A 22,400-nucleotide genomic window follows, 5' to 3' on the forward strand; every position below is an offset into this window, starting at 1 on the left:
CCCGCCGCAGAATGACGATCGTTCTGGCTGCCGTGCTGGTTGGGATCGCCGCCGCCGGTGGCGGGCTGCTGGTACGCGACATGTTGTCGCGGCCCACGGTGCTGACCGCCTACTTCCGCACCGCCAACGCCATCTATCCGGGTGACGAGGTCCGCGTCTCGGGTGTTCGGGTGGGGCGAATCGACACCATCGAACCGGTCGGCGATCAGGTCAAGATGGTGCTGTCGGTCGACCACGGTGTGTCGATCCCGGCCAACGCCGGTGCCGTGATCGTCGCCCAGAATCTGGTCGCCGCGCGGTATCTGCAGCTGACGCCGCCCTACCGCGACGAGGGTCCGACGATGCCCAGCGGCGCCGTCATCCCGGTGGACCGTACTGCCGTGCCGGTCGAGTGGGACGATGTGAAAGCACAGCTGATGCGTCTGTCCACCGATCTTGGCCCGAGTGCGCAGGCATCCAAACCGGCTCTGGCGCAGCTGATCTCCACGACCGCCGACGCCATGGGCGGCAACGGGGAGAAACTGCGGCAGACCCTTGCTCAGCTGTCCGGGGTCGCCCGTATCATCGGCGAGGGCAGTGGCGACATCGTCGGGGTCATCCGGGACTTGCAGGCGCTGGTGTCGACGCTGCGGGACAGCAGTGACTCCATCGTGGAGTTCGAACAGCAACTCGCGGCCCTGACCGGAACCCTCGGGCAGAGCACCCCGGATCTGGATGCGGCGCTACGGGATCTGTCGACCGCCACCGTCGACATCCAGCGCTTCGTCGGCGACACCCAGCAGGCCACCGTCGAACAGGTCACCCGGCTGACCGACGTCACCAGAACCCTCGCCGACAACCGCAAGAACCTCGAACAACTCCTGCACGTCGCCCCCAACGCGTTCGCCAACTACTACAACGTCTACAACCCGGACACCGGGGACAACATCGGCTCCATCGTGTTCAACAACTTCTCCAACCCCGTCCAGTTCATCTGCGGGCAGATCGGGGCCATCGAAAACGCCACCGCGGCCGAGACCGGAAAGCTGTGCGCCCAGTACCTGGGTCCTGCACTGCGATTGCTCACCTTCAACCTGCTGCCCATCCCGATGAGCCCCCTGCTCATGAAGGCGCCCGACCCCGCGAACCTGATCTACTCCGAACCGGGGTTGGCCCCCGGCGGAACGGGCGGCAAACCGGGCCCGCCGGAGATCCCCCCGGCGGTGTCGGCGTACGGCGGCGAGAGTCCGGCGCCGTGATCGCCCGCCGGTTTCTCGCCTTCCTCACCGCCGTGTGCGTCGCGGCCGGCGCATCGGGTTGCTCCTTCCGCGGACTCAACTCGCTGGCCCTGCCGGGCACCGACGGCCACCAGCCAGGTGCGGCGGTCTATCACATCCAGATCGCCAATGTCGGCATGCTGGAATCGAATTCGCCGGTCCTGATCGACGACGTGGTGGTTGGCAGCGTAGGCGCGATGCGGCTTCGGGATTGGCACGCCGACGTCGAGGTGTTCATTCGCCCCGGCGTGGTCGTTCCGGGCAACGTGATTGCCTCGGTGGGGCAGACCAGCCTGCTCGGCTCGGTACATCTGGAACTCGATCCGCCCCCCGGCGAGCCACCCCGGGGACAGTTGCCCTCCGGCGCCACGATTCCGCTGAGCCGGTCATCGACGTACCCGTCGACCGAGCGCACTCTGTCCACCCTGTCCGCGGTGGTCAACGGCGGGGGGCTCGGACAGATCGGCGACATCATCAAGAACGCCAACGCCGCCCTGTCCGGCCGTCAGGACCAGGTCCGCGACCTGCTGCAGCGACTCGACACCTTTGTCGGCGCACTCGACGGGCAGCGCGACGAGCTGATCGACATGATCCACCAACTCAACAGCTTCACCGCCGTCGTCGCCGATCAGCGTGAGGTGGTCAGCCGAGCCCTGCAACGGCTACCGGACGCCCTCGACGTCCTGCTGCGCGAGCGGCCCCGCATCATCACCGCACTACAGAAGCTGAGAGCGTTCAGCGAGTCGGCCACCAATCTGGTCGACACCACCCAAGCCGACCTCGTGACGAATCTTCAGAACCTCGAACCGACCATCAAGGCGCTCGCCGATGTCGGTCCCGACCTGGACACCGCACTCGCGTTCGCGGTGACCTACCCCTACAGCCAGAGCTACATCGACCGCGCTATCCGCGGTGACTACGTCAACATGTTCCTGGTCGCGGACCTGACCGTGCCGCGGCTCAAGCGGACCATGTTCCTGGGCACCCGGTGGGGAGAACAGGGCGCCAAACTCGTTCCGGCGCCTGGTGATCCGTGGTATCTGAACTACACCTACGACCCGCTGGGAGTCGGGGTTCAGGATTCGCCGCCGGCACCTACGGGGGGTCGCTGATGCTGACCCGTCTGGTGCGTGCGCAACTGGTGCTGTTCGGCATCGTGTCGATCGTCGGTGTGCTGGCGATGGCCTTCGTCTTCGTCCAGGTCCCGACGCTGCTCGGCCTGGGCCGCATCACCGTCACATTGCAATTGCCCAGTGGCGGCGGGCTGTACCGGTTCTCCAACGTCACCTACCGCGGTGTGCAGGTCGGCAAGGTGACCGCCCTGCGGCTGACCCCGCAGGGCGCCGAAGCAACGCTGTCACTGAACACCTCGCCCCCGATCCCTGCGAACCTGCGCGCTGAGGTGCACAGCGCCTCGGCGATCGGCGAACAGTACGTCGACCTGCGGCCGCTGACCGCCGCCGGGCCTTACCTTCGGAACGGTTCGGTCATCCCGGTCGGGCGCAGCACCGTCCCGCAGGCGGTCGGGCCCATGCTGGACAACGTCAGCGCGTTGGTCGGCAGCATCCCCGACGACAAACTCGCCGACCTGCTCGGCGAGGCCCACCGCGGGCTCAACGGAGCAGGCTATGACCTGGCCTCGCTGGTGGATTCCTCCGCTGCCATCGCCACCCGACTCGACGGTGTCGGGCCCCAGACCCGAAGCCTGATCGACGATTCCGTGCCGCTGCTGGATTCCCAGGTGGCCAGCGCGGAGTCGCTGGCGGTGTGGGCCCGTGGTCTGGCCGATGTCACCCAGACGGTGGCCGACGACGACGATCAGGTCCGGGCACTGTTGCGCACCGGTCCGGTGGCTGCCGATCAGGTAACCGGTCTGCTGAATGATCTCAAGCCGACGCTGCCGGTGCTGCTGGCGAACCTCGGTGCGGTCGGCCAGGTTCTGCTCACCTACAACGCCTCACTGGAACAGCTGCTCGTCCTGCTGCCACCGGTCATTGCGAGCACGCAGGGTTTCGGTCTGCCGACGAACAACCCGACTGGTCTGCCGGTGGGGGAATTCGCGATCACCCTCGGTGATCCGCCGCCGTGCACGGTGGGATTCCTGCCGCCCTCGTCCTGGCGGTCGCCGGCCGACACCACCACCCTGGACACCCCGGACGGCCTGTATTGCAAACTGCCGCAGGACTCTCCGATCGCGGTGCGGGGTGCGCGCAACTATCCGTGCATGGGCAAGCCGGGCAAGCGGGCTCCCACCGTCGACATCTGCGACAGCGACCAGCCGTTCATCCCCACCGCGGTGCGCCAGCACGCCGTCGGCCCGTATCCGATCGATCCGAACCTGATCGCACAGGGCATTCCGCCCGACAGCAGGGTCGAACCCGACCAGAACATCGTCGGACCCGGCACGGGAACTCCGTTGCCGCCCAACGAGTCCGGCGTGCCCGCACCGGACCAACAGCCGCCGGTCTCGGTTGTTCCGTACAACCCGGCCACCGGCGGGTACGTCGCGCCCAGCGGGCGCCGCTTCGTCCAACAGGGTCTGGGCACACCGGCGCGGCCGGCCTCGTGGCGGGAGATGTTGCCGTGGTGACCCGCGCCTCAGACGCCCGGGCTGTTCTCCCGCCACAGCGGTGCCAACCCGGAACGAAGCAGGTTGACGCTGGAGAGCACCACCTCGCGCAGGTCGGTGGTGCAGCCGTCGCGGCCCCACTTCTCCACCGAGGCCACCAAGGCCCCGGCCAGTGCGGCCGCGGCCACCTCGGCGACCAGGTCGATGTCGGGGATGTCGGTGTAGCGGGTGGTGATGAACTCGGTCAGCACCGCGGCGAACGAACCCTGCACCACCCGAAGGTGACCCGCCGCCTTGTCGCCGTCGATCAGGGTCGCCCGCAGCATCGCCGCCTGGCGGACGACCTCCAGATCGTGGGGGAAGCTGACCACGCTGCCGAGCACGGCATCGAACACCGACTCGGTGGCCGGCCGGCGGGCGAGCGCCTCGGCGAACCACTGCAGCTGCGTCTCGTAGTCCTGGAACAGCACGGCTTCCTTGGTGGGGAAGTGGCGGAAGAACGTGCGCTGGGTGACGCCTGCCTCCTCGGCCAGCTGGGCCACGGTCACGTTGGCGAAGCCGTCGCGGGCGAATCGTGCGAGTGCTACTTCGCGGAGGGTCTCATGCGTCGAGCGCCTGCGGCGCTCGTGCAGGTTCGTCATTACGACATTATCGCACAATCGTTTTCGCAAATCCCGGCACTAGCACTTCTCACACAGAAACCGGAATGAGCCGGAGTCTGGACCGACAAGTAAGGAGAGAGAACACATGACCGATTACGACGCGATCGTCGTCGGTGGGGGCCACAACGGCCTGACCGCCGCGGTGATCCTGCAACGCGCGGGTCTTCGGACCCTGGTGCTCGAACAGAACACCTATTCCGGCGGAATGGCGGCCACCGTCGAACTGATCAACGGCTTCCGTTACGAGATCGCCGGTTCGGTGCAGTTTCCCACCGCCCCCGAGGTGGCAGAGGCCCTCGAGTTGCACACGATTCCCCAGGTGCACGCCGAGGTGCAGTCGGTCAACATCGGCGAAGCGGGCGAGGAGCCGATGATCTTCTACAGCGACCCGATGAAGTATCTGATGCACCTGTCGGAGAAGCACGGCGACGACGCGGTGATGGGAATGGCCAAGACCCTGGAGTGGACCGTCGGGCCCGCCAAGGCGCTCGGCCGATTCGAAGCGCGAACACCACCGAAGACCCTTGATGAGATGTATGCCTGTGCCGCAAACCAATCCGAGCGTCGGGCTATCCACGAGATGCTGTTCGGCACCGCAATGGACGTCATCGACCGCAACTTCCCCGACAAGGACAAGTTCGCCACCATCCGTGGCATGCTGGCCTTCCTCGCCATCAACTCCACCTACCGCGGCCCGTTCACTCCTGGCAGCGCAACATGTTTGGCCTTCGCGATGTGCGTGCCCGACGAGAGTGCCACCATGATGACCAAACTTGAAGGCGGCATCGGTGCGGTATGTGAACACCTCAAGAATCTGCTGCTCACCACCGGCGGCCAGATCCGCTACCGTGCCAAGGTCGAACAGATCCTCGTCGAGGCCGACCGGGTCACCGGTGTGCGTCTGCACGACGGATCGGTGATCACCGCGCCGGTCGTGGTGTCCAATGTGTCCCCGGATGTGACGTTGACCGATCTGGTCGGCACCGAGAATCTGCCCGGGGAGTGGGTGATCCGGCTGTCCGGCCGCGACCACCGCGCGACCTTCATCCAGATGCACTTCGCGCTGGACGGTTTGCCGAAGTTCGCCGCACCGTACGAACTGCTCAACGAGGACGGCATGCAGCAGTCCGTCGGGATCTTCGGAACCCCCGAAGAGCAACAGCGCCAATGGGAAATGGCCCGCGCCGGCTTCATCCCGGACAACCCGTCGCTGGGCATGCAGATCCCGTCGGTCAGCGATCCCGGGCTCGCTCCGCCGGGCAAGCACGCCGCCAGTGCCTACGCGTACGGATTCCCGGTGGCGGCCCCGCGTGAGCAGCACGGCAAGCTCAAGGAAGAGATGGCTCGTCGCGTGATCGACAAGATCACCAAGTTCGCGCCGAACTTCAAGGACATCCAGATCCGCCACATCACCTTCGCGCCCTATCACATGCAGACGATGTTCGGCGCTCCCGACGGAGACTTCTGCCACGGGCTGCTGCAGCCGGAGCTGATGGGCCCGAATCGCCCGGGGCCCAAGGGTTTCCTGGACATGCCGTTGCCGATCGAGGGTCTCTACCTCGGTGGGGCCGGCTGCCACGGCGGGCCCGGCATCACGTTCGTGCCGGGATACAACGCTGCGCATCAGGTGCTCGACGATCTGCAGACGTCATGACCTACGTCATCGGCGAACCGTGTGTGGACATCCTCGACAAGGCATGTGTCGACGAGTGCCCGGTGGACTGCATCTACGAGGGGGAGCGGATGCTCTACATCCACCCCGAGGAATGTGTCGACTGTGCGGCGTGCGAACCCGCCTGCCCGGTCGAGGCGATCGTCTACTGCGAGGAGGCGCCCGACGACTGGCTGCCCTATGTGCAGGCCAATGCCGACTTCTTCGCCGATCTCGGGTCCCCGGGCGGGGCACGCTCACTCGGGAAGCAGGCGTGCGATCCGCCGCTGATCACCCAGCAGCCGCGCCGGGACACCGCCCACGGGTAAGTCGGTAGCTCAGCGGAATTCGTCGGCGCTGGCCTCGATCCAGTCCGATAGCCACGCCTCGGGGGCGTCCTCGAGGAGCTCACCCGGCATCAGCCAGTCGTAGATCTCGGCATAGGTCCGGGTGCGCTGACCCTCGATGCGGCGGTTGAGCATCGAAGGTTCCAACTGGTCGAAGCCGTCGAGCCCCATCGAGGCGACGATCTGGGCCGCGCTGGCCACCGTCGCCTGCTGGAAGTTGGCGACGCGGTCGATCTTGTCCGGCACGTACAGGGCGCGGGCCAGTCCCGGGTCCTGGGTGGCCACCCCGGTCGGGCAGCGGTTGGTGTTGCATTTCATCGCCTGGATGCAGCCCAGGGCGAACATCATGGCGCGTGCGGACAGGGTGAAGTCGGCGCCCTGGCAGATGCGGGTCACAATGTCGACGCCGCTGGCCACCTTGCCCGATGCGCCCACCCGGATGTGCGGCCGCAGGCCGGTGCCCACCAGGCAGTTGTGCACCAGCATCAGGCCCTCGGTCAGCGGCATGCCGACGTGGTCCTCGAATTCCTGTGGGGCGGCGCCGGTGCCACCCTCGGAGCCGTCGACGATGACGAAATCCGGGGTGATGCCGGTCTTGAGCATGCCCTTGCAGATCGACAGGAACTCGGTGCGCGCCCCGACGCACAACTTGAAGCCGATGGGTTTGCCGCCGGACAGGCTGCGCAGGGTGGCGATGAAGTGCATCATCTCGACGGGGTTGTGGAATGCGGTGTGTGCCGGCGGTGACACCACGGTCTGGCCCTGCGGGACACCGCGTGTTGCGGCGATCTCGGCGCTCACCTTCGCACCGGGCAGCACCCCGCCCAGGCCGGGTTTGGCGCCCTGGGAGAGTTTGATCGAGATGGCCTTGACCGACGGCAGCGCCGCCTTCTCCTTGAACTTCACCGCATCGAAGTGCCCGTCGGCGTCGCGGCAGCCGAAGTAGCCGGAGCCGATCTCCCAGATCAGGTCGCCGCCGTGGGTGAGGTGGTAGGGGCTGATCGCGCCCTCGCCGGTGTCATGGGCGAACCCGCCACGGGCCGCGCCACCGTTGAGTGCCTCGATGGCATTGCCGGACAGCGCCCCGAAACTCATCGCCGACACGTTGAACAGTGCGATGTCATACGGCTGCGCGCAGTCCGGGCCGCCGAGACGCACCCGCGGGTTCAGCTCGGTCGCGGTCCTGGCCCGCAGGGAGTGCCGCAGGAACTCGTAGCCCAGGCCGTACACATTGCGTTCGGTGCCGAACGGCTCATCGCTCTTGATGCCCTTGGCCCGTTCGTAGACCATGTCGCGGGTTTCCCGGTCGAACGGGCTGGCCTCGGTGTTCGACTCGATGAAGTACTGCCGGATCTCCGGGCGCAGCAGCTCGGCCAGGAAACGGGCATGGCCCAGGATGGGGAAGGCCCGCAAGATCGTGTGCTTGGTCTGCAGGACGTCCCAGGTGCCGAGCCCGGCCAGGGCCGCGACGACGGCGGCCAGAATCCACCACCACGGGCTGACGAACACGGCGAGCAGTGCCGCGGCCAGCGCCGCCACCCATACTGCTGCGACGGCGAGGGCTCTGAGCATCGGACATCCTCGGGCAGTGCAACCCGGCCGCCGGCGGCCGGCCGGGCGAAATGCCCGCGAAGCGTCATTCTGGCATCACCTATGATCGGCACTTGCGTCACACCCGTGCCGCGCCCCAAGCCTGCTAGCCAAGGAGAGTCTCGCCGCGTGGGTGAGCAAGCCGCCGACCTGCTGTCTCAGGACTCGCTGACCGACGCCGTCAGCGCGGCCCGCCAGGCGTTCAGCCAGGCCGGCGACCTCGACGCGCTGGCCAAGGCCAAGACCGAGCACCTGGGTGACCGCGCCCCGCTCGCCCTGGCCCGCCAGGCACTGGCCTCGCTGCCCAAGGAAGACCGCGCCGACGCCGGCAAGCGCGTCAACATCGCGCGCACCGACGCCCAGCAGAGCTATGACGACCGCCTGGCCGTCCTGCGCGCCGAGCGTGACGCCGCGGTCCTGGTGGCCGAGTCCATCGACGTCACGCTGCCGTCCACCCGCCAGCCCCTCGGCGCCCGGCATCCGATCACGATCCTCGCCGAGCACATCGCCGACACGTTCGTGGCCATGGGCTGGGAGCTGGCCGAGGGCCCCGAGGTCGAGACCGAGCAGTTCAACTTCGACGCGCTGAACTTCCCGCCGGACCACCCGGCCCGCAGCGAGTCCGACACCTTCCACATCGCCCCGGAAGGGTCGCGCCAACTACTGCGCACCCACACTTCGCCGGTGCAGGTGCGCACCCTGCTGGACCGGGAGCTGCCGGTATACATCGTCTCGATCGGCCGGACCTTCCGCACCGACGAACTGGACTCCACCCACACCCCGGTGTTCCACCAGGTGGAGGGGCTGGCGGTGGACCGCGGTCTGACGATGGCCCACCTGCGCGGCACGCTGGACGCCTTCGCCCGCTCGGAGTTCGGGCCGACGGCCCGCACCCGCATGCGGCCGCACTTCTTTCCGTTCACCGAGCCGTCGGCCGAGGTCGACATCTGGTTCCCGAACAAGAAGGGCGGCCCCGGCTGGGTCGAATGGGGTGGCTGCGGCATGGTCAATCCGAATGTGTTGCGCGCCGCCGGGATCGACCCGGAGGTCTACTCCGGGTTCGCCTTCGGAATGGGTCTTGAGCGAACTCTGCAGTTCCGCAACGGAATTCCCGACATGCGTGACATGGTCGAGGGTGATGTCCGGTTCTCCCTGCCGTTCGGAGTCGGTGTCTGATGCGTCTTCCCTACAGCTGGCTGCGTGAGGTCGTCCAGCGCGGTGCCCCCGGCTGGGATGTCGAGCCGCACGATCTGGAGCAGGCCCTGATCCGGGTCGGGCATGAGGTCGAGGACATCATCACCCTGGGACCGGTGAGCGGGCCGCTGACGATGGGTCGCGTGACCGCGATCGAAGAGCTGACCGAGTTCAAGAAGCCGATCCGGGCATGCAAGGTCGATGTCGGTGAGGCCGAGGACCGCGACATCGTCTGTGGCGCAACCAACTTCGCCGTCGGAGATCTGGTCGCCGTTGCGCTGCCGGGTACCACGCTGCCCGGCGACTTCCACATCGCCAGCCGTAAGACCTACGGTCGGCTCTCGGACGGCATGATCTGCTCGGCCGCCGAACTCGGCCTGGGTGCCGACCATTCGGGCATCATGGTGTTCCCGCCCGGGACCGCGGAGCCGGGTGCCGACGCCGCCGCGGTGCTGGGCCTGGATGACGTGGTGTTCGACCTGGCCGTCACCCCGGATCGCGGCTACTGCATGTCGGTGCGCGGCATCGCCCGCGAAATCGCCTGCGCCTACGACCTGGACTATGTCGATCCCGCCGACGTTCCGGCGCTACCGGTCGAGGGGCCCGCGCTCGGTGTGACCATCGCCCCGGGTACCGGAGTCAGCCGGTTCGCCCTGCGTCCGGTCACCGGCATCGACCCGAAGGCATTGTCGCCGTGGTGGTTACGGCGACGGTTGCTGCTCTCGGGGATCCGGCCGATCTCGCCGGCGGTCGACGTCACCAACTACGTGATGCTCGAGCTCGGCCACCCGATGCACGCCCACGACAGCAGCCGCATCCACGGCGACTTCGCCGTGCGCTTCGCCGAGCCGGGGGAGACCGTGGTCACCCTGGACGACATCACCCGCACCCTGGACCCCGGTGACGTCCTGATCGTCGACGATGTGGCCACCGCGGCCATCGGCGGCGTGATGGGTGCGGGCACCACCGAAATCGACGACGACTCCACCGACGTGCTGCTGGAAGCCGCGGTGTGGGATCCGGCCGCGGTGTCACGCACCATCCGCCGGCTGCACCTGGTCAGCGAGGCGGGCCGCCGCTACGAGCGGTCGGTGGATCCGGCGATCTCGGTGGCCGCGCTGGACCGCTGTGCGGGGCTGCTGGCCGAGATTGCCGGTGGCACAGTGCAACCGCGGCTGACCGACTGGCGTGGCGACCCGCCGCGACAGGACTGGTCGCCCGCGCCGGTGCGGATGCGCTTCGACCTGCCCGACCAGATGGCGGGTGTCGAGTACGAGCCGGGCGCCGCAGTGAACCGGCTGACCCAGGTCGGCGCCGACGTCGTGGAGGATGACGCGGATCCGGCGATCCTGGTCGTCACCCCACCGAGCTGGCGTCCGGATCTGGTGCAGCCCGCCGACCTGGTCGAGGAAGTACTGCGGCTGGAAGGCCTGGACAAGATTCCGTCGGTGCTGCCGACCGCGCCTGCCGGACGGGGCCTGACCGTGACGCAGAAGCGCCGCCGCGCCGTGGGTAAGTCGCTGGCGCTCTCGGGCTATGTCGAGGTGCTGCCGACCCCGTTCCTGCCCGCCGGCATCTTCGATGTCTGGGGGCTGGCGGCTGATGACCCCAGGCGGGCCACCACCTCGGTGCTCAACCCGCTGGAGGCCGAGCGGCCGCACCTGGCCACCACGCTGCTGCCGGCGCTGCTGGAAGCGTTGTCCCGCAACGTGTCCCGGGGCTTCTCCGACGTCGCGCTGTTCTCCATCGCCCAGGTGGTGCAGCCGACCGCCGACACCGGCGCCGTCGAGTTGATCCCGACCCATCGACGGCCCACCGATGAGGAGATCGCCTCGCTCAACGCGTCGCTGCCGCATCAGCCGGTGCATGTCGGCGCGGTGCTGAGCGGTTTGCGGGAGCCACGCGGTCCGTGGGGGCCCGGCCGGCCCGTGGAAGCGGCCGATGCCTTCGAGGCGGTACGGGTCATCGCGCGCGCCTGCGGTGTCGAGGTGACGCTGCGGGCGGCCCAGCATCTGCCGTGGCATCCCGGCCGGTGCGCCGAGGTCCTGGTCGACGGCCACGTCGTGGGCTACGCCGGTCAGTTGCATCCCGCGGTCGTCGAGCGTGCCGGGTTGCCGAAGGGCACCTGCGCGGTGGAGGTGAACCTCGACCTAGTGCCGATCACCGAGACGCTGCCCGCGCCGCGGGTGTCGCCGTTCCCGGCGGTGTTCCAGGACGTGAGCCTGGTAGTCGGTGCCGATGTCGCTGCCCAGGACGTGGTCGATGCGGTGCGCGACGGTGCCGGCGAGCTACTGGAAGATGTCGCACTGTTCGACGTCTACACCGGGCCGCAGATCGGGGAGGGCCGCAAGTCGCTGACGCTGGCGCTTCGTTTCCGGGCCGCTGATCGCACGCTGACCGAGGACGAGGCCAGCGCCGCCCGCGACGCCGCCGTGGCCGCCGCACAGCGCCTCGGAGCCGAACTGCGGGCCTGACCGCGCTCCCACTGCCGCCCAAACCAACGTTTGGCTGCACTTTCTCGGGTAGATCCCGACATTTCGTCGATCTCGCCGCGATACTCAGGGTCTCGTCCAGACACAGGGGGCCGCGGGTGAAGACGTCGTCCGTGGGCCGCGCCGGTTCCCAGTGGCCCGCGCTGCTGGCGGTGGTCGTCATGGTCATCGGCTTCACCTACAGCGACGACATCGTCGAGTTCGCCCTCACCGTCATCGGTGCGTCCGTGAGCGGCTGGCGCTGGTTCGTGCTCGCGATCGACCTCGCCCTGCTGGCCGGTGCCGCCTACCTGAAGTGGCGGATCACCCGGCAGAGTGAACCCGGCCTGACGTGGCGACAGTTCCAACCGCGGCTGCTGCACAGTTGGTGGGCGCTCGGCACGGTGGTGGTGCTGGCCCTGCACGTGACGATCATCCTTCTGGCCGGCGCGGAGAAACACCTGCCGCTGTGGGGCAGCCTGGCCGGTGCGGCGGTCTTCGTGGCGGCGATGGGCCTGGTCCTGGCGTCCACACTGGACACCAATGCGGCACCGGGGGTTGGCTTGACGCGCCACGGCTGGGCGGTGCCGCTGGTGGCCGGCACCTTCGTTGTCCAGGTGGCGTCGGCGCTGTGGTTTCCGGTGATCGACTACCGGCCCTCCTGCGCCAACGACATCTCGACCGACTTCTTCGCCCAGATGGTCCAGGTGATCCCGGTGCTGCTGATCACCCTCGGTCTCGAGATGGGCTTCCTGCGGTGGCGTAACACGGTGATGCGGCCCGCCGATCGGGCCGCACCGCTGCTGACCGTGCTGCTGCTGTGTGTCGCCGAAGGGCTGGCGTTCTCCATGTTGGTCCACACCGGCGTCGAACACTGCGGGGTGGCCGCCGTCTGGCACGAGTACATCGCCTTCGTGGTCTGTGTCCACGCGACCGCCATCGGCCTGGCCACTCTGGCGTGGTTGCTCATCGCGGAAAACTCGGCACAACGGCCGGTTCCAGAGGGCGCCGAAGAGCCCAAGGAATGAATTTGCATGATTCTGCATAAACATGCAGAATCGCTGAATGACTTCGGTGGCTGTTGCCGGTGCTAGCGGTTATGCCGGCGGTGAGATCCTACGGCTCCTGCTCGGCCACCCCGCCTACGCCGACGGCAGGCTGACCATCGGCGCGCTCACCGCCGCCGCCAGCGCGGGTTCGCCGCTCTCCGAGCACCACCCCCATCTGCTGCCGCTGGCCGACCGGGTACTGCAGCCCACTGACGTCGATGTGCTGAGCGGGCACGACGTCGTGTTCCTGGGCCTTCCGCACGGCAACTCGGCGGAGTTGGCCGAGCAGCTAGGCCCCGACACCGTGATCATCGACTGCGGTGCGGACTTCCGGCTCACCGACGCCGCGGCCTGGGAGCGCTTCTACGGCTCGCCCTACGCCGGAAGCTGGCCCTACGGGCTGCCCGAGCTGCCGGGCAACCGGGAACGGCTGCGCGGGGCGACCCGCATCGCGGTGCCCGGCTGCTACCCGACGGCCGCGCTGCTGGCTCTGCTGCCTGCCGTGGCCGCCGACCTGGTCGAGCCCGCGGTCACCGTGGTGGCCGTCAGCGGCACCTCCGGTGCGGGCAAGTCGGCCAAGGTCGATCTGCTGGGTTCGGAGGTCATCGGCTCGGCCCGGGCCTACAACATCGCCGGCGTGCACCGGCACACCCCGGAGATCGCGCAGGGGCTGCGCGCGGTCACCGACCAGCCGGTGACGGTGTCGTTCACCCCCGTGCTGATCCCCACCTCGCGGGGCATCCTGGCCACCTGCACGGCGCGCACCACCGCGTCGGACTCTGAGATCCGCGCGGCCTATGACAAGGCTTACGGCGCAGAACCTTTCATCCACCTGCTGCCCGAGGGGCAGTTGCCGCGCACCGGGTCGGTGATCGGCAGCAACGCCGCGCAACTGGCGGTCGCCGTGGATGCCGACGCCGGGGTGCTGGTGGCGGTGTGCGCCATCGACAACCTGGTGAAGGGCACCGCCGGTGCAGCGGTGCAGTCGATGAACCTGGCGTTGGGATGGCAAGAAACGGAAGGACTGTCGATCGTGGGAGTGGCGCCGTGAGCAAGCTGGTGCGCACGCAGGGCGTCACCGCCCCGGCCGGGTTCCGCGCCACCGGAATCGCCGCGGGCATCAAGAAGTCCGGAGCACTCGACCTGGCACTGGTGTTCAACGAAGGCCCGGATTACGCCGCGGCCGGGGTGTTCACCCGCAATCAGGTCAAGGCCGCCCCGGTGCTGTGGAGCCAGCAGGTGCTGACCACCGGGCGGCTGCGCGCCGTGCTGCTGAACTCCGGTGGTGCCAACGCCTGCACCGGTGCCCTCGGTTTCCAGGACACCCACGCCACGGCCGAGGCGGTGGCCGCCGCGTTGTCGGAGTGGGGCACCGAGACCGGTCCTATCGAGATCGCCGTCTGCTCGACGGGACTGATCGGTGACCGGCTGCCAATGGATAGGGTGCTGGCCGGTGTCACCGAGATCGTGCATGAACTGGGCGGCGGTCTCACCGGGGGTGAGGAAGCCGCCCGGGCCATCATGACCACCGACACCGTGCCCAAACAGGTTGCGCTGCATCACAGCCCCGACTCGGGACAGAACTGGACGGTTGGCGGAATGGCCAAGGGCGCGGGCATGCTGGCCCCGTCGCTGGCCACCATGCTGGTGGTGCTCACCACCGATGCGGTGGCCGACGCCGAGGCGCTGAACACCGCGCTGCGCCGCGCCACTGCCAAGACCTTCGATCGGCTCGACGTCGACGGCAGCTGCTCCACCAACGACACGGTGCTGCTGCTGGCCTCCGGGGCCAGCGAGATCGCGCCCAGCCAGGCCGATCTCGACGAGGCCGTGTTGCGGGTGTGCGATGACCTATGCGCGCAGCTGCAGGCCGACGCCGAGGGAGTGACCAAGCGGGTGGCGATCACCGTCACCGGCGCGCCGACCGAGGCCGACGCCGTCACCGCCGCGCGGGTGATCGCCCGCGACAGCCTGGTCAAGACCGCGCTGTTCGGTTCCGACCCGAACTGGGGCCGGGTGCTGGCCGCCGTCGGCATGGTGCCGTTCCCGATCGAGCACGAGCGGATCACCGTGTCCTTCAATGGTTTCCCGGTGTGTGTCGACGGTGCCGGGGCGCCCGGCGCCCGTGACGTCGACCTGTCCGGACCCGATATCGACGTCACGGTCGCTCTCAACCTCGGTGACGGTCAGGCCACCATCCGCACCACCGACCTGTCGCACGCCTACGTCGAAGAGAACTCGGCGTACAGCTCATGACCGTCAGCACCCAGACCAAGGCCGCGGTCCTCGCCGAAGCACTGCCGTGGCTCAAGGCGCTGCACGGCAAGATCGTCGTGGTCAAGTACGGCGGTAACGCCATGACCGATGATCTGCTCAAGGCCGCGTTCGCCGCCGACATGGTGTTCCTGCGCAATGTCGGCAGCTATCCCGTCGTCGTCCACGGCGGTGGGCCGCAGATTTCCGCCATGCTCAAGAAGCTCGGCATCGCAGGCGATTTCAAGGGCGGCTTTCGGGTCACCACCCCGGAAGTGCTCGACGTCGCCCGGATGGTGCTGTTCGGTCAGGTCGGCCGTGAGCTGGTGAACCTGATCAACAGCCACGGCCCGTACGCGGTCGGTCTGACCGGTGAAGACGCCCAGCTGTTCACCGCAGTGCGGCGCAGCGTCACCGTCGACGGGGTGGCCACCGATATCGGACTGGTCGGCGACGTCGATCACGTCAACACCGCCGCGGTCATGGATCTCATTGCCGCCGGGCGCATTCCGGTGGTCTCGACCATCGCACCCGACGCCGACGGGGTGGTGCACAACATCAATGCGGACACCGCCGCGGCCGCCCTGGCCCAGGCGCTGGGTGCCGAGAAGTTGTTGATGCTCACCGATGTCGAGGGTCTCTATACCCGGTGGCCCGACCGCGAGTCACTGGTCAGCGAGATCGACACCGTAACCCTGAACCAGCTGCTGCCCAGCCTGGAGTCGGGCATGGTGCCCAAGATCGAAGCCTGCCTGCGCGCCGTGGAGGGCGGGGTGCCCAGCGCCCACGTCATCGACGGCCGCGTCGAGCACTGCGTGCTGGTGGAACTGTTCACGGATGAGGGGACGGGGACGAAGGTGGTGGGAGTATGAGCGGCGGGCAGGAGCGCAGCGACTCGGGGGATCAACACAGCCTGTTGGACCGCTGGCAGTCGGTCATGATGAACAACTACGGCACCCCGCCGGTCGCGCTGGTCAGCGGCGACGGGGCCGTGGTCACCGACGAGAGCGGCAAGACCTACGTGGATCTGCTGGCCGGTATCGCGGTCAACATCCTCGGCCATCGCCACCCCGCGGTCATCGAGGCCGTCACCACCCAGCTCAACACGTTGGGCCACACTTCGAACCTGTACGCCACCGAACCCGGTGTCGCACTGGCCGAAGCGCTCGTCGACCAGCTCGGGGCGCCGGCCCGGGCGTTCTTCTGCAACTCCGGTGCCGAGGCCAACGAGATCGCCTTCAAACTCACCCGGCTGACCGGGCGCACCAAACTGGTCGCCGCCGAGAACGCCTTCCACGGCCGCACCATGGGTGCGCTGGCGCTCACCGGTCAACCCGCCAAACAGGCTCCGTTCGAACCGCTTCCGGGCTACGTCACCCACGTGCCCTACGGCGACGTCGAGGCCTTGGCGGCCGCCGTGGACGATGACACCGCGGCAGTGTTCCTCGAACCGATCATGGGGGAGGGCGGCGTCGTCGTCCCACCGGCCGGGTACCTGGTGGCGGCTCGCGAGATCACCAGCCGCCACGGCGCGCTGCTGGTGCTCGACGAGGTCCAGACCGGGGTGGGCCGCACCGGTGCGTTTTTCGCCCACCAGCACGACGGCATCACCCCGGACGTCGTCACGCTTGCCAAGGGTCTCGGCGGCGGCCTGCCGATCGGAGCGTGCCTGGCCATCGGACCGGCAGCCGATCTGATGACACCGGGCTTGCACGGCAGCACATTCGGCGGCAACCCGGTGTGCACCGCTGCGGCACTCGCGGTGCTGCGGGTGCTGGCCGCCGAGGATCTGGTCGAACGCGCCGACGTGCTGGGCAAGACCCTCAGCCACGGTATCGAGGCGCTGGATCACCCGCTGGTCGACCATGTCCGCGGGCGCGGGTTGCTGCGCGGCGTGGTGCTCACCGCCCCGCAGGGCAAGGTGATCGAGACCGCCGCACGCGACGCCGGCTTCCTGGTCAACGCCGCCGCACCCGACGTGATCCGGCTGGCTCCGCCACTGATCATCACCGAGGCGCAGATCGACAGCTTCCTCACCGCCCTGCCCGACATCCTCGAAAAGGCAGCCCCATGAGCACACTTCGGCACTTCCTGCGCGACGACGACCTGTCACCGGCCGAACAGGCCGAGGTGCTCGAACTCGCCGCGACTCTCAAGAAGGAGCCGCTGAGCCGGCGTCCCCTGGAGGGGCCGCGCGGGGTGGCGGTGATCTTCGACAAGAACTCCACCCGCACCCGGTTCTCCTTCGAGATCGGCATCGCCCAACTCGGCGGGCATGCGGTGGTGGTCGACGGTCGCGCTACCCAGCTCGGCCGGGAGGAGACCCTGGAGGACACCGGACGGGTGCTCTCGCGCTACGTCGACGCGATCGTGTGGCGCACCTTCGCCCAGAAGCGGTTGAACGCCATGGCTTCTGCGTCCACCGCTCCGGTGGTCAATGCGTTGTCTGACGAATTCCACCCCTGCCAGGTGCTCGCCGACCTGCAGACCCTGGTCGAGCGCAAGGGCTCGCTGGGCGGTCTGCGGATGACCTACTTCGGTGACGGCGCCAACAACATGGCGCACTCGCTGATGCTGGGCGGGGTCACCGCCGGGGTGCACGTCACCATCGCCGCCCCGGCCGGTTTCGAACCCGATCCGCGGTTCGTGGCCGCCGCTGAGCAGCGTGGTGCCCAGACCGGCGCCACCGTGACGCTCACCTCCGATGCCACCGCCGCGGCCAAGGGTGCCGATGTGCTGGTCACCGACACCTGGACGTCGATGGGGCAGGAGAACGACGGTCTGGACCGTGTCGGTCCGTTCAAACCCTTCCAGGTCAACGCCGAACTGCTGTCGCACGCCGACTCGGAAGCGGTTGTACTGCACTGTCTTCCGGCTCACCGCGGATTCGAGATCACCGACGAGGTGATCGACGGGCCGCACAGCGCGGTGTGGGATGAAGCAGAGAACCGGCTGCACGCCCAGAAGGCACTCCTGGTCTGGTTACTGGACAAGCGATGACCACCGAAGTCAGCTCCACCCGCGCCGGACGGCAGGCCAGGATCGTGGCGATCCTGTCCTCGCAGTCGGTGCACAGCCAGAGCGAGTTGGCCGCGCTGCTGGCCGACGAGGGGATCGAGGTCACCCAGGCGACGCTGTCGCGTGACCTCGAGGAGCTGGGTGCGGTCAAGCTGCGCGGCGCCGACGGCGGGGTGGGCGTCTACGTCGTCCCCGAGGACGGCAGTCCGGTGCGCGGGGTGTCCGGTGGCACCGAGCGGATGTCGCGGCTGCTGGGTGATCTGTTGGTGTCCACCGACGCCAGCGGTAATCTCGCCGTGCTGCGTACCCCGCCGGGCGCGGCGCACTACCTTGCCAGTGCAATCGACCGGGCAGCGTTGCCCGACGTCGTGGGCACCATCGCCGGCGACGACACCATCCTGGTGGTGGCCCGTGAGCCGATGACCGGTGCCGAGCTGGCCACCATGTTCGAAAACATCCGATAGAGCCCACAACAAAGGAGACACTTCATGTCCGAGCGCGTCATCTTGGCGTATTCCGGCGGTCTGGACACCTCGGTGGCCATCAGCTGGATCGGCAAGGAGACCGGCCGTGAGGTCGTGGCCGTGGCGATCGACCTTGGTCAGGGCGGCGAGGACATGGAAGTGGTCCGCCAGCGCGCCATGGACTGCGGTGCCGTCGAGGCGGTGGTGGTCGACGCCCGCGACGAGTTCGCCGAGCAGTACTGCCTGCCTGCCATCCAGTCCAACGCCCTCTACATGGACCGCTACCCGCTGGTGTCGGCGCTGAGCCGGCCGCTGATCGTCAAGCACCTGGTGGCCGCGGCCCGCGAGCATCGCGGTGGGATCGTGGCCCACGGCTGCACCGGCAAGGGCAACGACCAGGTGCGCTTCGAGGTCGGATTCGCCTCGCTGGCACCCGATCTGGAGGTGCTGGCCCCGGTCCGCGACTACGCCTGGACCCGGGAGAAGGCCATCGCCTTCGCCGAGGAGAACGCCATCCCGATCAACGTCTCCAAGCGCTCGCCGTTCTCGATCGACCAGAACGTGTGGGGCCGCGCGGTGGAAACCGGCTTCCTCGAGCACCTGTGGAACGCGCCGACCAAGGATGTCTACGACTACACCGAAGATCCGACGCTGAACTGGAACACCCCCGACGAGGTGATCGTCGGGTTCGAGAAGGGTGTTCCGGTGTCCATCGACGGCAACCCGGTGACCGTGCTGGAGGCCATCGTCGAGCTCAACCGCCGCGCCGGAGCACAGGGCGTCGGCCGCCTCGACGTGGTGGAGGACCGCCTGGTCGGTATCAAGAGCCGCGAGATCTACGAAGCCCCCGGCGCCATGGTGCTGATCACCGCCCACACCGAGCTCGAACACGTCACCCTGGAGCGCGAGCTGGGCCGGTTCAAGCGCGGCACCGACCGCAAGTGGGGCGAACTGGTGTATGACGGTCTGTGGTTCTCGCCGCTGAAGCGCTCGCTGGAGGCCTTCGTCGCCGACACCCAGAAGCACGTCACCGGTGAGATCCGGATGGTGTTGCACGGCGGGCACATTGCCGTCAACGGCCGTCGCAGCCCGACCTCGCTGTACGACTTCAACCTGGCCACCTACGACGAGGGCGACACCTTCGATCAGTCCTCGGCGAAGGGCTTCGTGCACGTGCACGGCCTGTCGTCGAAGATCGCGGCCCGCCGGGATCTGGGCCTGTGACCCGCAGCGGGCAGCGATGAGCACCAACGAAGGGTCGCTGTGGGGCGGGCGATTCGCCGACGGGCCGTCGCCCGCGCTGGCAGCCCTGAGCAAGTCCACCCACTTCGACTGGGTGCTGGCCCCGTATGACATCGCGGCCTCGAAGGCACACGCCAAGGTGTTGCATCGCGCCGGGCTGCTCACCGACGAGCAGCGCGACGGATTGCTGGCCGGGCTGGACAGTCTGGGTAGTGACGTCGCCGACGGCAGCTTCGTCCCGCTGGCCACCGACGAGGATGTGCACGGCGCGCTGGAGCGCGGCCTGATCGATCGGGTCGGCGCGGATCTCGGGGGGCGGTTGCGGGCCGGCCGGTCCCGCAACGACCAGGTGGCCACGCTCTTCCGGATGTGGTTGCGCGACGCCATGAGTCGGGTCGCCGCCGGCGCGCTGGAGGTGGTCTCGGCGCTGGCCACCCAGGCCGCCGCCCATCCCACGGCGATCATGCCCGGCAAGACCCACCTGCAGGCCGCACAGCCCGTGCTGCTGGCGCACCATCTGCTGGCCCATGCCCATCCGCTGCTGCGCGACGTCGACCGGATCGTCGACTTCGACCGGCGCACTGCGGTGTCCCCGTACGGCTCCGGGGCGCTGGCCGGTTCGTCACTGGGACTGGATCCCGATGCGATCGCCGAGGAACTCGGTTTCGCCGCGGCCAGCGACAACTCGATCGACGCCACCGCCTCCCGCGACTTCGCCGCCGAGGCCGCCTTCGTGCTGGCGATGATCGGTGTCGACCTGTCCCGGCTGGCCGAGGACATCATCCTCTGGAGCACAACCGAATTCGGCTACGCCACCCTGCACGACTCGTGGTCGACCGGTAGCTCGATCATGCCGCAGAAGAAGAACCCGGATATCGCCGAACTCGCGCGCGGCAAGTCCGGCCGGCTGATCGGCAACCTGACCGGCCTGCTGGCCACGCTGAAGGCGCAGCCGCTGGCCTACAACAGGGACCTCCAGGAGGACAAGGAGCCGGTATTCGACTCGGTGGCCCAACTGGAGCTGGTGCTGCCCGCCATGGCCGGGCTGGTCGCCACCCTGACCTTCGACGAGGATCGGATGGCCGCGCTGGCGCCGGCCGGTTACACCCTGGCCACCGATATCGCTGAATGGCTGGTGCGCCAAGGAGTTCCGTTCCGCGTCGCCCACGAGGCCGCGGGCGCGGCGGTCCGCACCGCTGAGGGCCGGGGTGTCGGCCTCGACGAACTCACCGATGACGAACTGGCTGCGATCAGCGAGGCGCTCACCCCGGACGTGCGCGAGGTGCTGACCGTGGACGGGTCGGTGTCCTCCCGCGACGCCCGCGGCGGGACCGCACCGGTGCAGGTGGCCAAGCAACTCGCCGTGGTGCGCGATACCGCCGACAGGTTGCGGCTGCGCCTGCGGTGAGCGCCACGGGTGCGGGCGGGGGATACCGGCTCTTCGCGCAGCGACAGTTCCGCGAGTTATGGTCGGCCAATCTGCTGTCCAGCCTCGGCCTGGTCATGCTCCTGCTCGGCGCCGCCTGGGTGATGTTGTCCCTGACCACGAGTCCCCTTCTCATCAGCATGGTGCAAACCGCGACGAGCTTGCCGTTTCTGCTCCTCGGGATACCGGCCGGGATCATGTCGGATCGCTACGGACACCGGCGGTTGCTGCTGGGGGCGCACACCTGGATGCTGGTGGCGGTTGCCGGCCTGGCCGGGCTGACGTTCGGGGGCCTGCTCAGCGCCGGCGCGGTGTTGGCCGGGCTGTTCCTCGTCGGTATCGGCCTGGTGTTCCAGCAGGCAGCATGGAAACCGTTCCTGCATGATCTGCTGCCCGCCGATCAGCTGGTCGCGGCGATCTCGTTCAACACGCTGAGCAACAAGCTCGCTCAGGTCGCCGGACCGTTGATGGGCGGTCTCCTGGTCGGCTTCAAAGGCGCGCTGGTGGTCTTCGGTACCCGGGCGCTGTCGCATGTCGTGATGATGGTGGTCGTCAGCCGGGTCCCGAAACCCGTTCGCCCGGCCCCGGCCGGTTCGGTCGGGGAGGCGTTGGCGTCCTTTGGTGACGGGTGGCGCTCACTGCGGGCGTCCCGCGAGTTGCACGGCCCGCTGATCCGGTTGGCGGCGTTCATGCTGCCGGGCACCGGAATGGTGGCGCTGCTGCCGCTGGAGGCCAAGGAGAACATCCAGACCGATGTGATCGGTTACGGCGGTCTTCTCACGGCGCTCGCGGTGGGCACGGTGTCCGCAGTGTCGCTGATGCCCTGGATGCAGAACCGAGTGCGGATGACGACCTTGAGTTCGGTTGCGCTGGCGTGCTTCTCGATCGCGACGCTGGGAATCAGTCAATGGGACAGCATGCTGCTCGACGCGACCTTCCTGCTGGTGGCCGGATTCTGCTGGGGCATCCTCACGGTGGCTCATCAGTGGGCGGTGCAGACGGCGGCACCCGAGGAGAATCGTGGCTTGATGACGTCCTTCCACAGCCTGACCCTGCAGGGCTCGCTGGCGGTGGGCAGCTTCGCGTTCGGGTTGCTCGCGACCTGGGTCGGTGTCAGCCCGACAATCCTGATCTGCGGCCTGGTCGCCGCGTCGGGGCTGCTGTTGGTGCGGCTGTTCCCGATGCCCGACGGCGTCGCGGGGCACTGA

At 68.3% G+C, this 22,400-nt stretch carries 19 protein-coding genes; 17 read left to right on the forward strand and 2 right to left on the reverse strand.

What is annotated here, in order from left to right:
- Positions 1 to 11 precede the first annotated feature (11 nt).
- The 3 genes from BN3385_RS18495 to BN3385_RS18505 are packed head-to-tail and all read left to right on the forward strand — an operon-like array spanning position 12 to position 3,846.
- Positions 12 to 1,238 carry an MCE family protein gene (locus BN3385_RS18495; RefSeq protein ID WP_059018821.1) on the forward strand — a complete coding sequence of 409 codons (1,227 nt, stop codon included), beginning with the start codon at positions 12 to 14 and terminating at the stop codon, positions 1,236 to 1,238.
- Positions 1,235 to 2,368 (forward strand): MCE family protein, encoded by a 1,134-nt coding sequence (locus BN3385_RS18500; RefSeq protein ID WP_059018823.1) that lies wholly within the window; start codon positions 1,235 to 1,237, stop codon positions 2,366 to 2,368. Before BN3385_RS18495 ends, BN3385_RS18500 begins: the two co-directional genes overlap by 4 nt.
- On the forward strand, positions 2,368 to 3,846 hold the full coding sequence (locus tag BN3385_RS18505) for an MCE family protein (RefSeq protein WP_059018825.1): 1,479 nt from the start codon (positions 2,368 to 2,370) through the stop codon (positions 3,844 to 3,846). The genes BN3385_RS18500 and BN3385_RS18505 overlap by 1 nt, the downstream gene beginning before the upstream one ends.
- Positions 3,847 to 3,854: 8 nt before the next feature.
- Here the strand turns inward: BN3385_RS18505 and BN3385_RS18510 are convergent, their stop codons facing one another.
- Positions 3,855 to 4,466 (reverse strand): TetR/AcrR family transcriptional regulator, encoded by a 612-nt coding sequence (locus tag BN3385_RS18510; RefSeq protein WP_059018826.1) that lies wholly within the window; start codon positions 4,464 to 4,466, stop codon positions 3,855 to 3,857.
- Positions 4,467 to 4,572: 106 nt separating this feature from the next.
- Between BN3385_RS18510 and BN3385_RS18515 the strand changes: the two genes are divergently transcribed.
- Positions 4,573 to 6,141 (forward strand): phytoene desaturase family protein, encoded by a 1,569-nt coding sequence (locus BN3385_RS18515; RefSeq protein WP_059018831.1) that lies wholly within the window; start codon positions 4,573 to 4,575, stop codon positions 6,139 to 6,141.
- Positions 6,138 to 6,467 carry a ferredoxin gene (gene fdxA / locus BN3385_RS18520; RefSeq protein ID WP_059018832.1) on the forward strand — a complete coding sequence of 110 codons (330 nt, stop codon included), beginning with the start codon at positions 6,138 to 6,140 and terminating at the stop codon, positions 6,465 to 6,467. The genes BN3385_RS18515 and fdxA overlap by 4 nt, the downstream gene beginning before the upstream one ends.
- A 9-nt stretch (positions 6,468 to 6,476) precedes the next feature.
- On the opposite strand, the gene BN3385_RS18525 is transcribed toward fdxA, so the two are convergent.
- The gene (locus BN3385_RS18525) at positions 6,477 to 8,057 is read right to left on the reverse strand and encodes an FMN-binding glutamate synthase family protein (protein ID WP_059018835.1); all 1,581 of its coding nucleotides are present in this window, start codon (positions 8,055 to 8,057) and stop codon (positions 6,477 to 6,479) included.
- A 147-nt stretch (positions 8,058 to 8,204) separates the two neighbouring features.
- Here BN3385_RS18525 and pheS point away from each other — a divergent pair, with 147 nt between their 5' ends.
- The 12 genes from pheS to BN3385_RS18585 all read left to right on the forward strand — a co-directional run bounded on the left by pheS (position 8,205) and on the right by BN3385_RS18585 (position 22,400).
- Positions 8,205 to 9,251: a phenylalanine--tRNA ligase subunit alpha gene (gene pheS / locus BN3385_RS18530; protein ID WP_059018837.1), complete on the forward strand. Its 1,047-nt coding sequence runs from the start codon at positions 8,205 to 8,207 to the stop codon at positions 9,249 to 9,251.
- Positions 9,251 to 11,743, forward strand: coding sequence for a phenylalanine--tRNA ligase subunit beta (gene pheT, locus BN3385_RS18535; protein WP_059018839.1), 2,493 nt, complete (start codon positions 9,251 to 9,253; stop codon positions 11,741 to 11,743). The genes pheS and pheT overlap by 1 nt, the downstream gene beginning before the upstream one ends.
- A 116-nt stretch (positions 11,744 to 11,859) precedes the next feature.
- Positions 11,860 to 12,768: a hypothetical protein gene (locus tag BN3385_RS18540; protein ID WP_059018841.1), complete on the forward strand. Its 909-nt coding sequence runs from the start codon at positions 11,860 to 11,862 to the stop codon at positions 12,766 to 12,768.
- Between the two features lie 37 nt (positions 12,769 to 12,805).
- Positions 12,806 to 13,840, forward strand: coding sequence for an N-acetyl-gamma-glutamyl-phosphate reductase (gene argC / locus BN3385_RS18545; RefSeq protein ID WP_059018842.1), 1,035 nt, complete (start codon positions 12,806 to 12,808; stop codon positions 13,838 to 13,840).
- On the forward strand, positions 13,795 to 15,045 hold the full coding sequence (gene argJ, locus BN3385_RS18550) for a bifunctional glutamate N-acetyltransferase/amino-acid acetyltransferase ArgJ (RefSeq protein WP_059018844.1): 1,251 nt from the start codon (positions 13,795 to 13,797) through the stop codon (positions 15,043 to 15,045). The genes argC and argJ overlap by 46 nt, the downstream gene beginning before the upstream one ends.
- Positions 15,042 to 15,914 (forward strand): acetylglutamate kinase, encoded by an 873-nt coding sequence (gene argB / locus BN3385_RS18555; protein WP_059018846.1) that lies wholly within the window; start codon positions 15,042 to 15,044, stop codon positions 15,912 to 15,914. The genes argJ and argB overlap by 4 nt, the downstream gene beginning before the upstream one ends.
- The gene (locus tag BN3385_RS18560; protein ID WP_059018848.1) at positions 15,911 to 17,116 is read left to right on the forward strand and encodes an acetylornithine transaminase; all 1,206 of its coding nucleotides are present in this window, start codon (positions 15,911 to 15,913) and stop codon (positions 17,114 to 17,116) included. The genes argB and BN3385_RS18560 overlap by 4 nt, the downstream gene beginning before the upstream one ends.
- Entirely contained in the window at positions 17,113 to 18,042 is a 930-nt protein-coding gene (argF, locus tag BN3385_RS18565; protein WP_059018850.1) for an ornithine carbamoyltransferase, read from the forward strand. Before BN3385_RS18560 ends, argF begins: the two co-directional genes overlap by 4 nt.
- Entirely contained in the window at positions 18,039 to 18,524 is a 486-nt protein-coding gene (locus BN3385_RS18570; RefSeq protein WP_059018852.1) for an arginine repressor, read from the forward strand. Before argF ends, BN3385_RS18570 begins: the two co-directional genes overlap by 4 nt.
- A gap of 24 nt (positions 18,525 to 18,548) precedes the next feature.
- The gene (locus BN3385_RS18575) at positions 18,549 to 19,748 is read left to right on the forward strand and encodes an argininosuccinate synthase (protein WP_059018854.1); all 1,200 of its coding nucleotides are present in this window, start codon (positions 18,549 to 18,551) and stop codon (positions 19,746 to 19,748) included.
- A 16-nt stretch (positions 19,749 to 19,764) separates the two neighbouring features.
- Positions 19,765 to 21,174 carry an argininosuccinate lyase gene (argH, locus tag BN3385_RS18580; RefSeq protein WP_059018856.1) on the forward strand — a complete coding sequence of 470 codons (1,410 nt, stop codon included), beginning with the start codon at positions 19,765 to 19,767 and terminating at the stop codon, positions 21,172 to 21,174.
- On the forward strand, positions 21,171 to 22,400 hold the full coding sequence (locus BN3385_RS18585; RefSeq protein ID WP_059018858.1) for an MFS transporter: 1,230 nt from the start codon (positions 21,171 to 21,173) through the stop codon (positions 22,398 to 22,400). Before argH ends, BN3385_RS18585 begins: the two co-directional genes overlap by 4 nt.

Origin of the sequence: Mycobacterium sp. M26, assembly GCF_001494595.1 — a bacterium.
GTDB lineage: Bacteria > Actinomycetota > Actinomycetes > Mycobacteriales > Mycobacteriaceae > Mycobacterium.

What these genes read in the sequence shown, in the direction of transcription:
- BN3385_RS18495 (WP_059018821.1), top strand. Translation starts at nt 12, where the DNA reads ATGACGATCGTTCTGGCTGCCGTGCTGGTTGGGATCGCCGCCGCCGGT.
- BN3385_RS18505 (WP_059018825.1), top strand. Translation starts at nt 2,368, where the DNA reads ATGCTGACCCGTCTGGTGCGTGCGCAACTGGTGCTGTTCGGCATCGTG.
- BN3385_RS18510 (WP_059018826.1), bottom strand. Translation starts at nt 4,466, where the DNA reads ATGACGAACCTGCACGAGCGCCGCAGGCGCTCGACGCATGAGACCCTC.
- BN3385_RS18515 (WP_059018831.1), top strand. Translation starts at nt 4,573, where the DNA reads ATGACCGATTACGACGCGATCGTCGTCGGTGGGGGCCACAACGGCCTG.
- fdxA (WP_059018832.1), top strand. Translation starts at nt 6,138, where the DNA reads ATGACCTACGTCATCGGCGAACCGTGTGTGGACATCCTCGACAAGGCA.
- BN3385_RS18525 (WP_059018835.1), bottom strand. Translation starts at nt 8,057, where the DNA reads ATGCTCAGAGCCCTCGCCGTCGCAGCAGTATGGGTGGCGGCGCTGGCC.
- pheT (WP_059018839.1), top strand. Translation starts at nt 9,251, where the DNA reads ATGCGTCTTCCCTACAGCTGGCTGCGTGAGGTCGTCCAGCGCGGTGCC.
- argC (WP_059018842.1), top strand. Translation starts at nt 12,806, where the DNA reads ATGACTTCGGTGGCTGTTGCCGGTGCTAGCGGTTATGCCGGCGGTGAG.
- argJ (WP_059018844.1), top strand. Translation starts at nt 13,795, where the DNA reads ATGGCAAGAAACGGAAGGACTGTCGATCGTGGGAGTGGCGCCGTGAGC.
- argB (WP_059018846.1), top strand. Translation starts at nt 15,042, where the DNA reads ATGACCGTCAGCACCCAGACCAAGGCCGCGGTCCTCGCCGAAGCACTG.
- BN3385_RS18560 (WP_059018848.1), top strand. Translation starts at nt 15,911, where the DNA reads ATGAGCGGCGGGCAGGAGCGCAGCGACTCGGGGGATCAACACAGCCTG.
- argF (WP_059018850.1), top strand. Translation starts at nt 17,113, where the DNA reads ATGAGCACACTTCGGCACTTCCTGCGCGACGACGACCTGTCACCGGCC.
- BN3385_RS18570 (WP_059018852.1), top strand. Translation starts at nt 18,039, where the DNA reads ATGACCACCGAAGTCAGCTCCACCCGCGCCGGACGGCAGGCCAGGATC.
- BN3385_RS18575 (WP_059018854.1), top strand. Translation starts at nt 18,549, where the DNA reads ATGTCCGAGCGCGTCATCTTGGCGTATTCCGGCGGTCTGGACACCTCG.
- argH (WP_059018856.1), top strand. Translation starts at nt 19,765, where the DNA reads ATGAGCACCAACGAAGGGTCGCTGTGGGGCGGGCGATTCGCCGACGGG.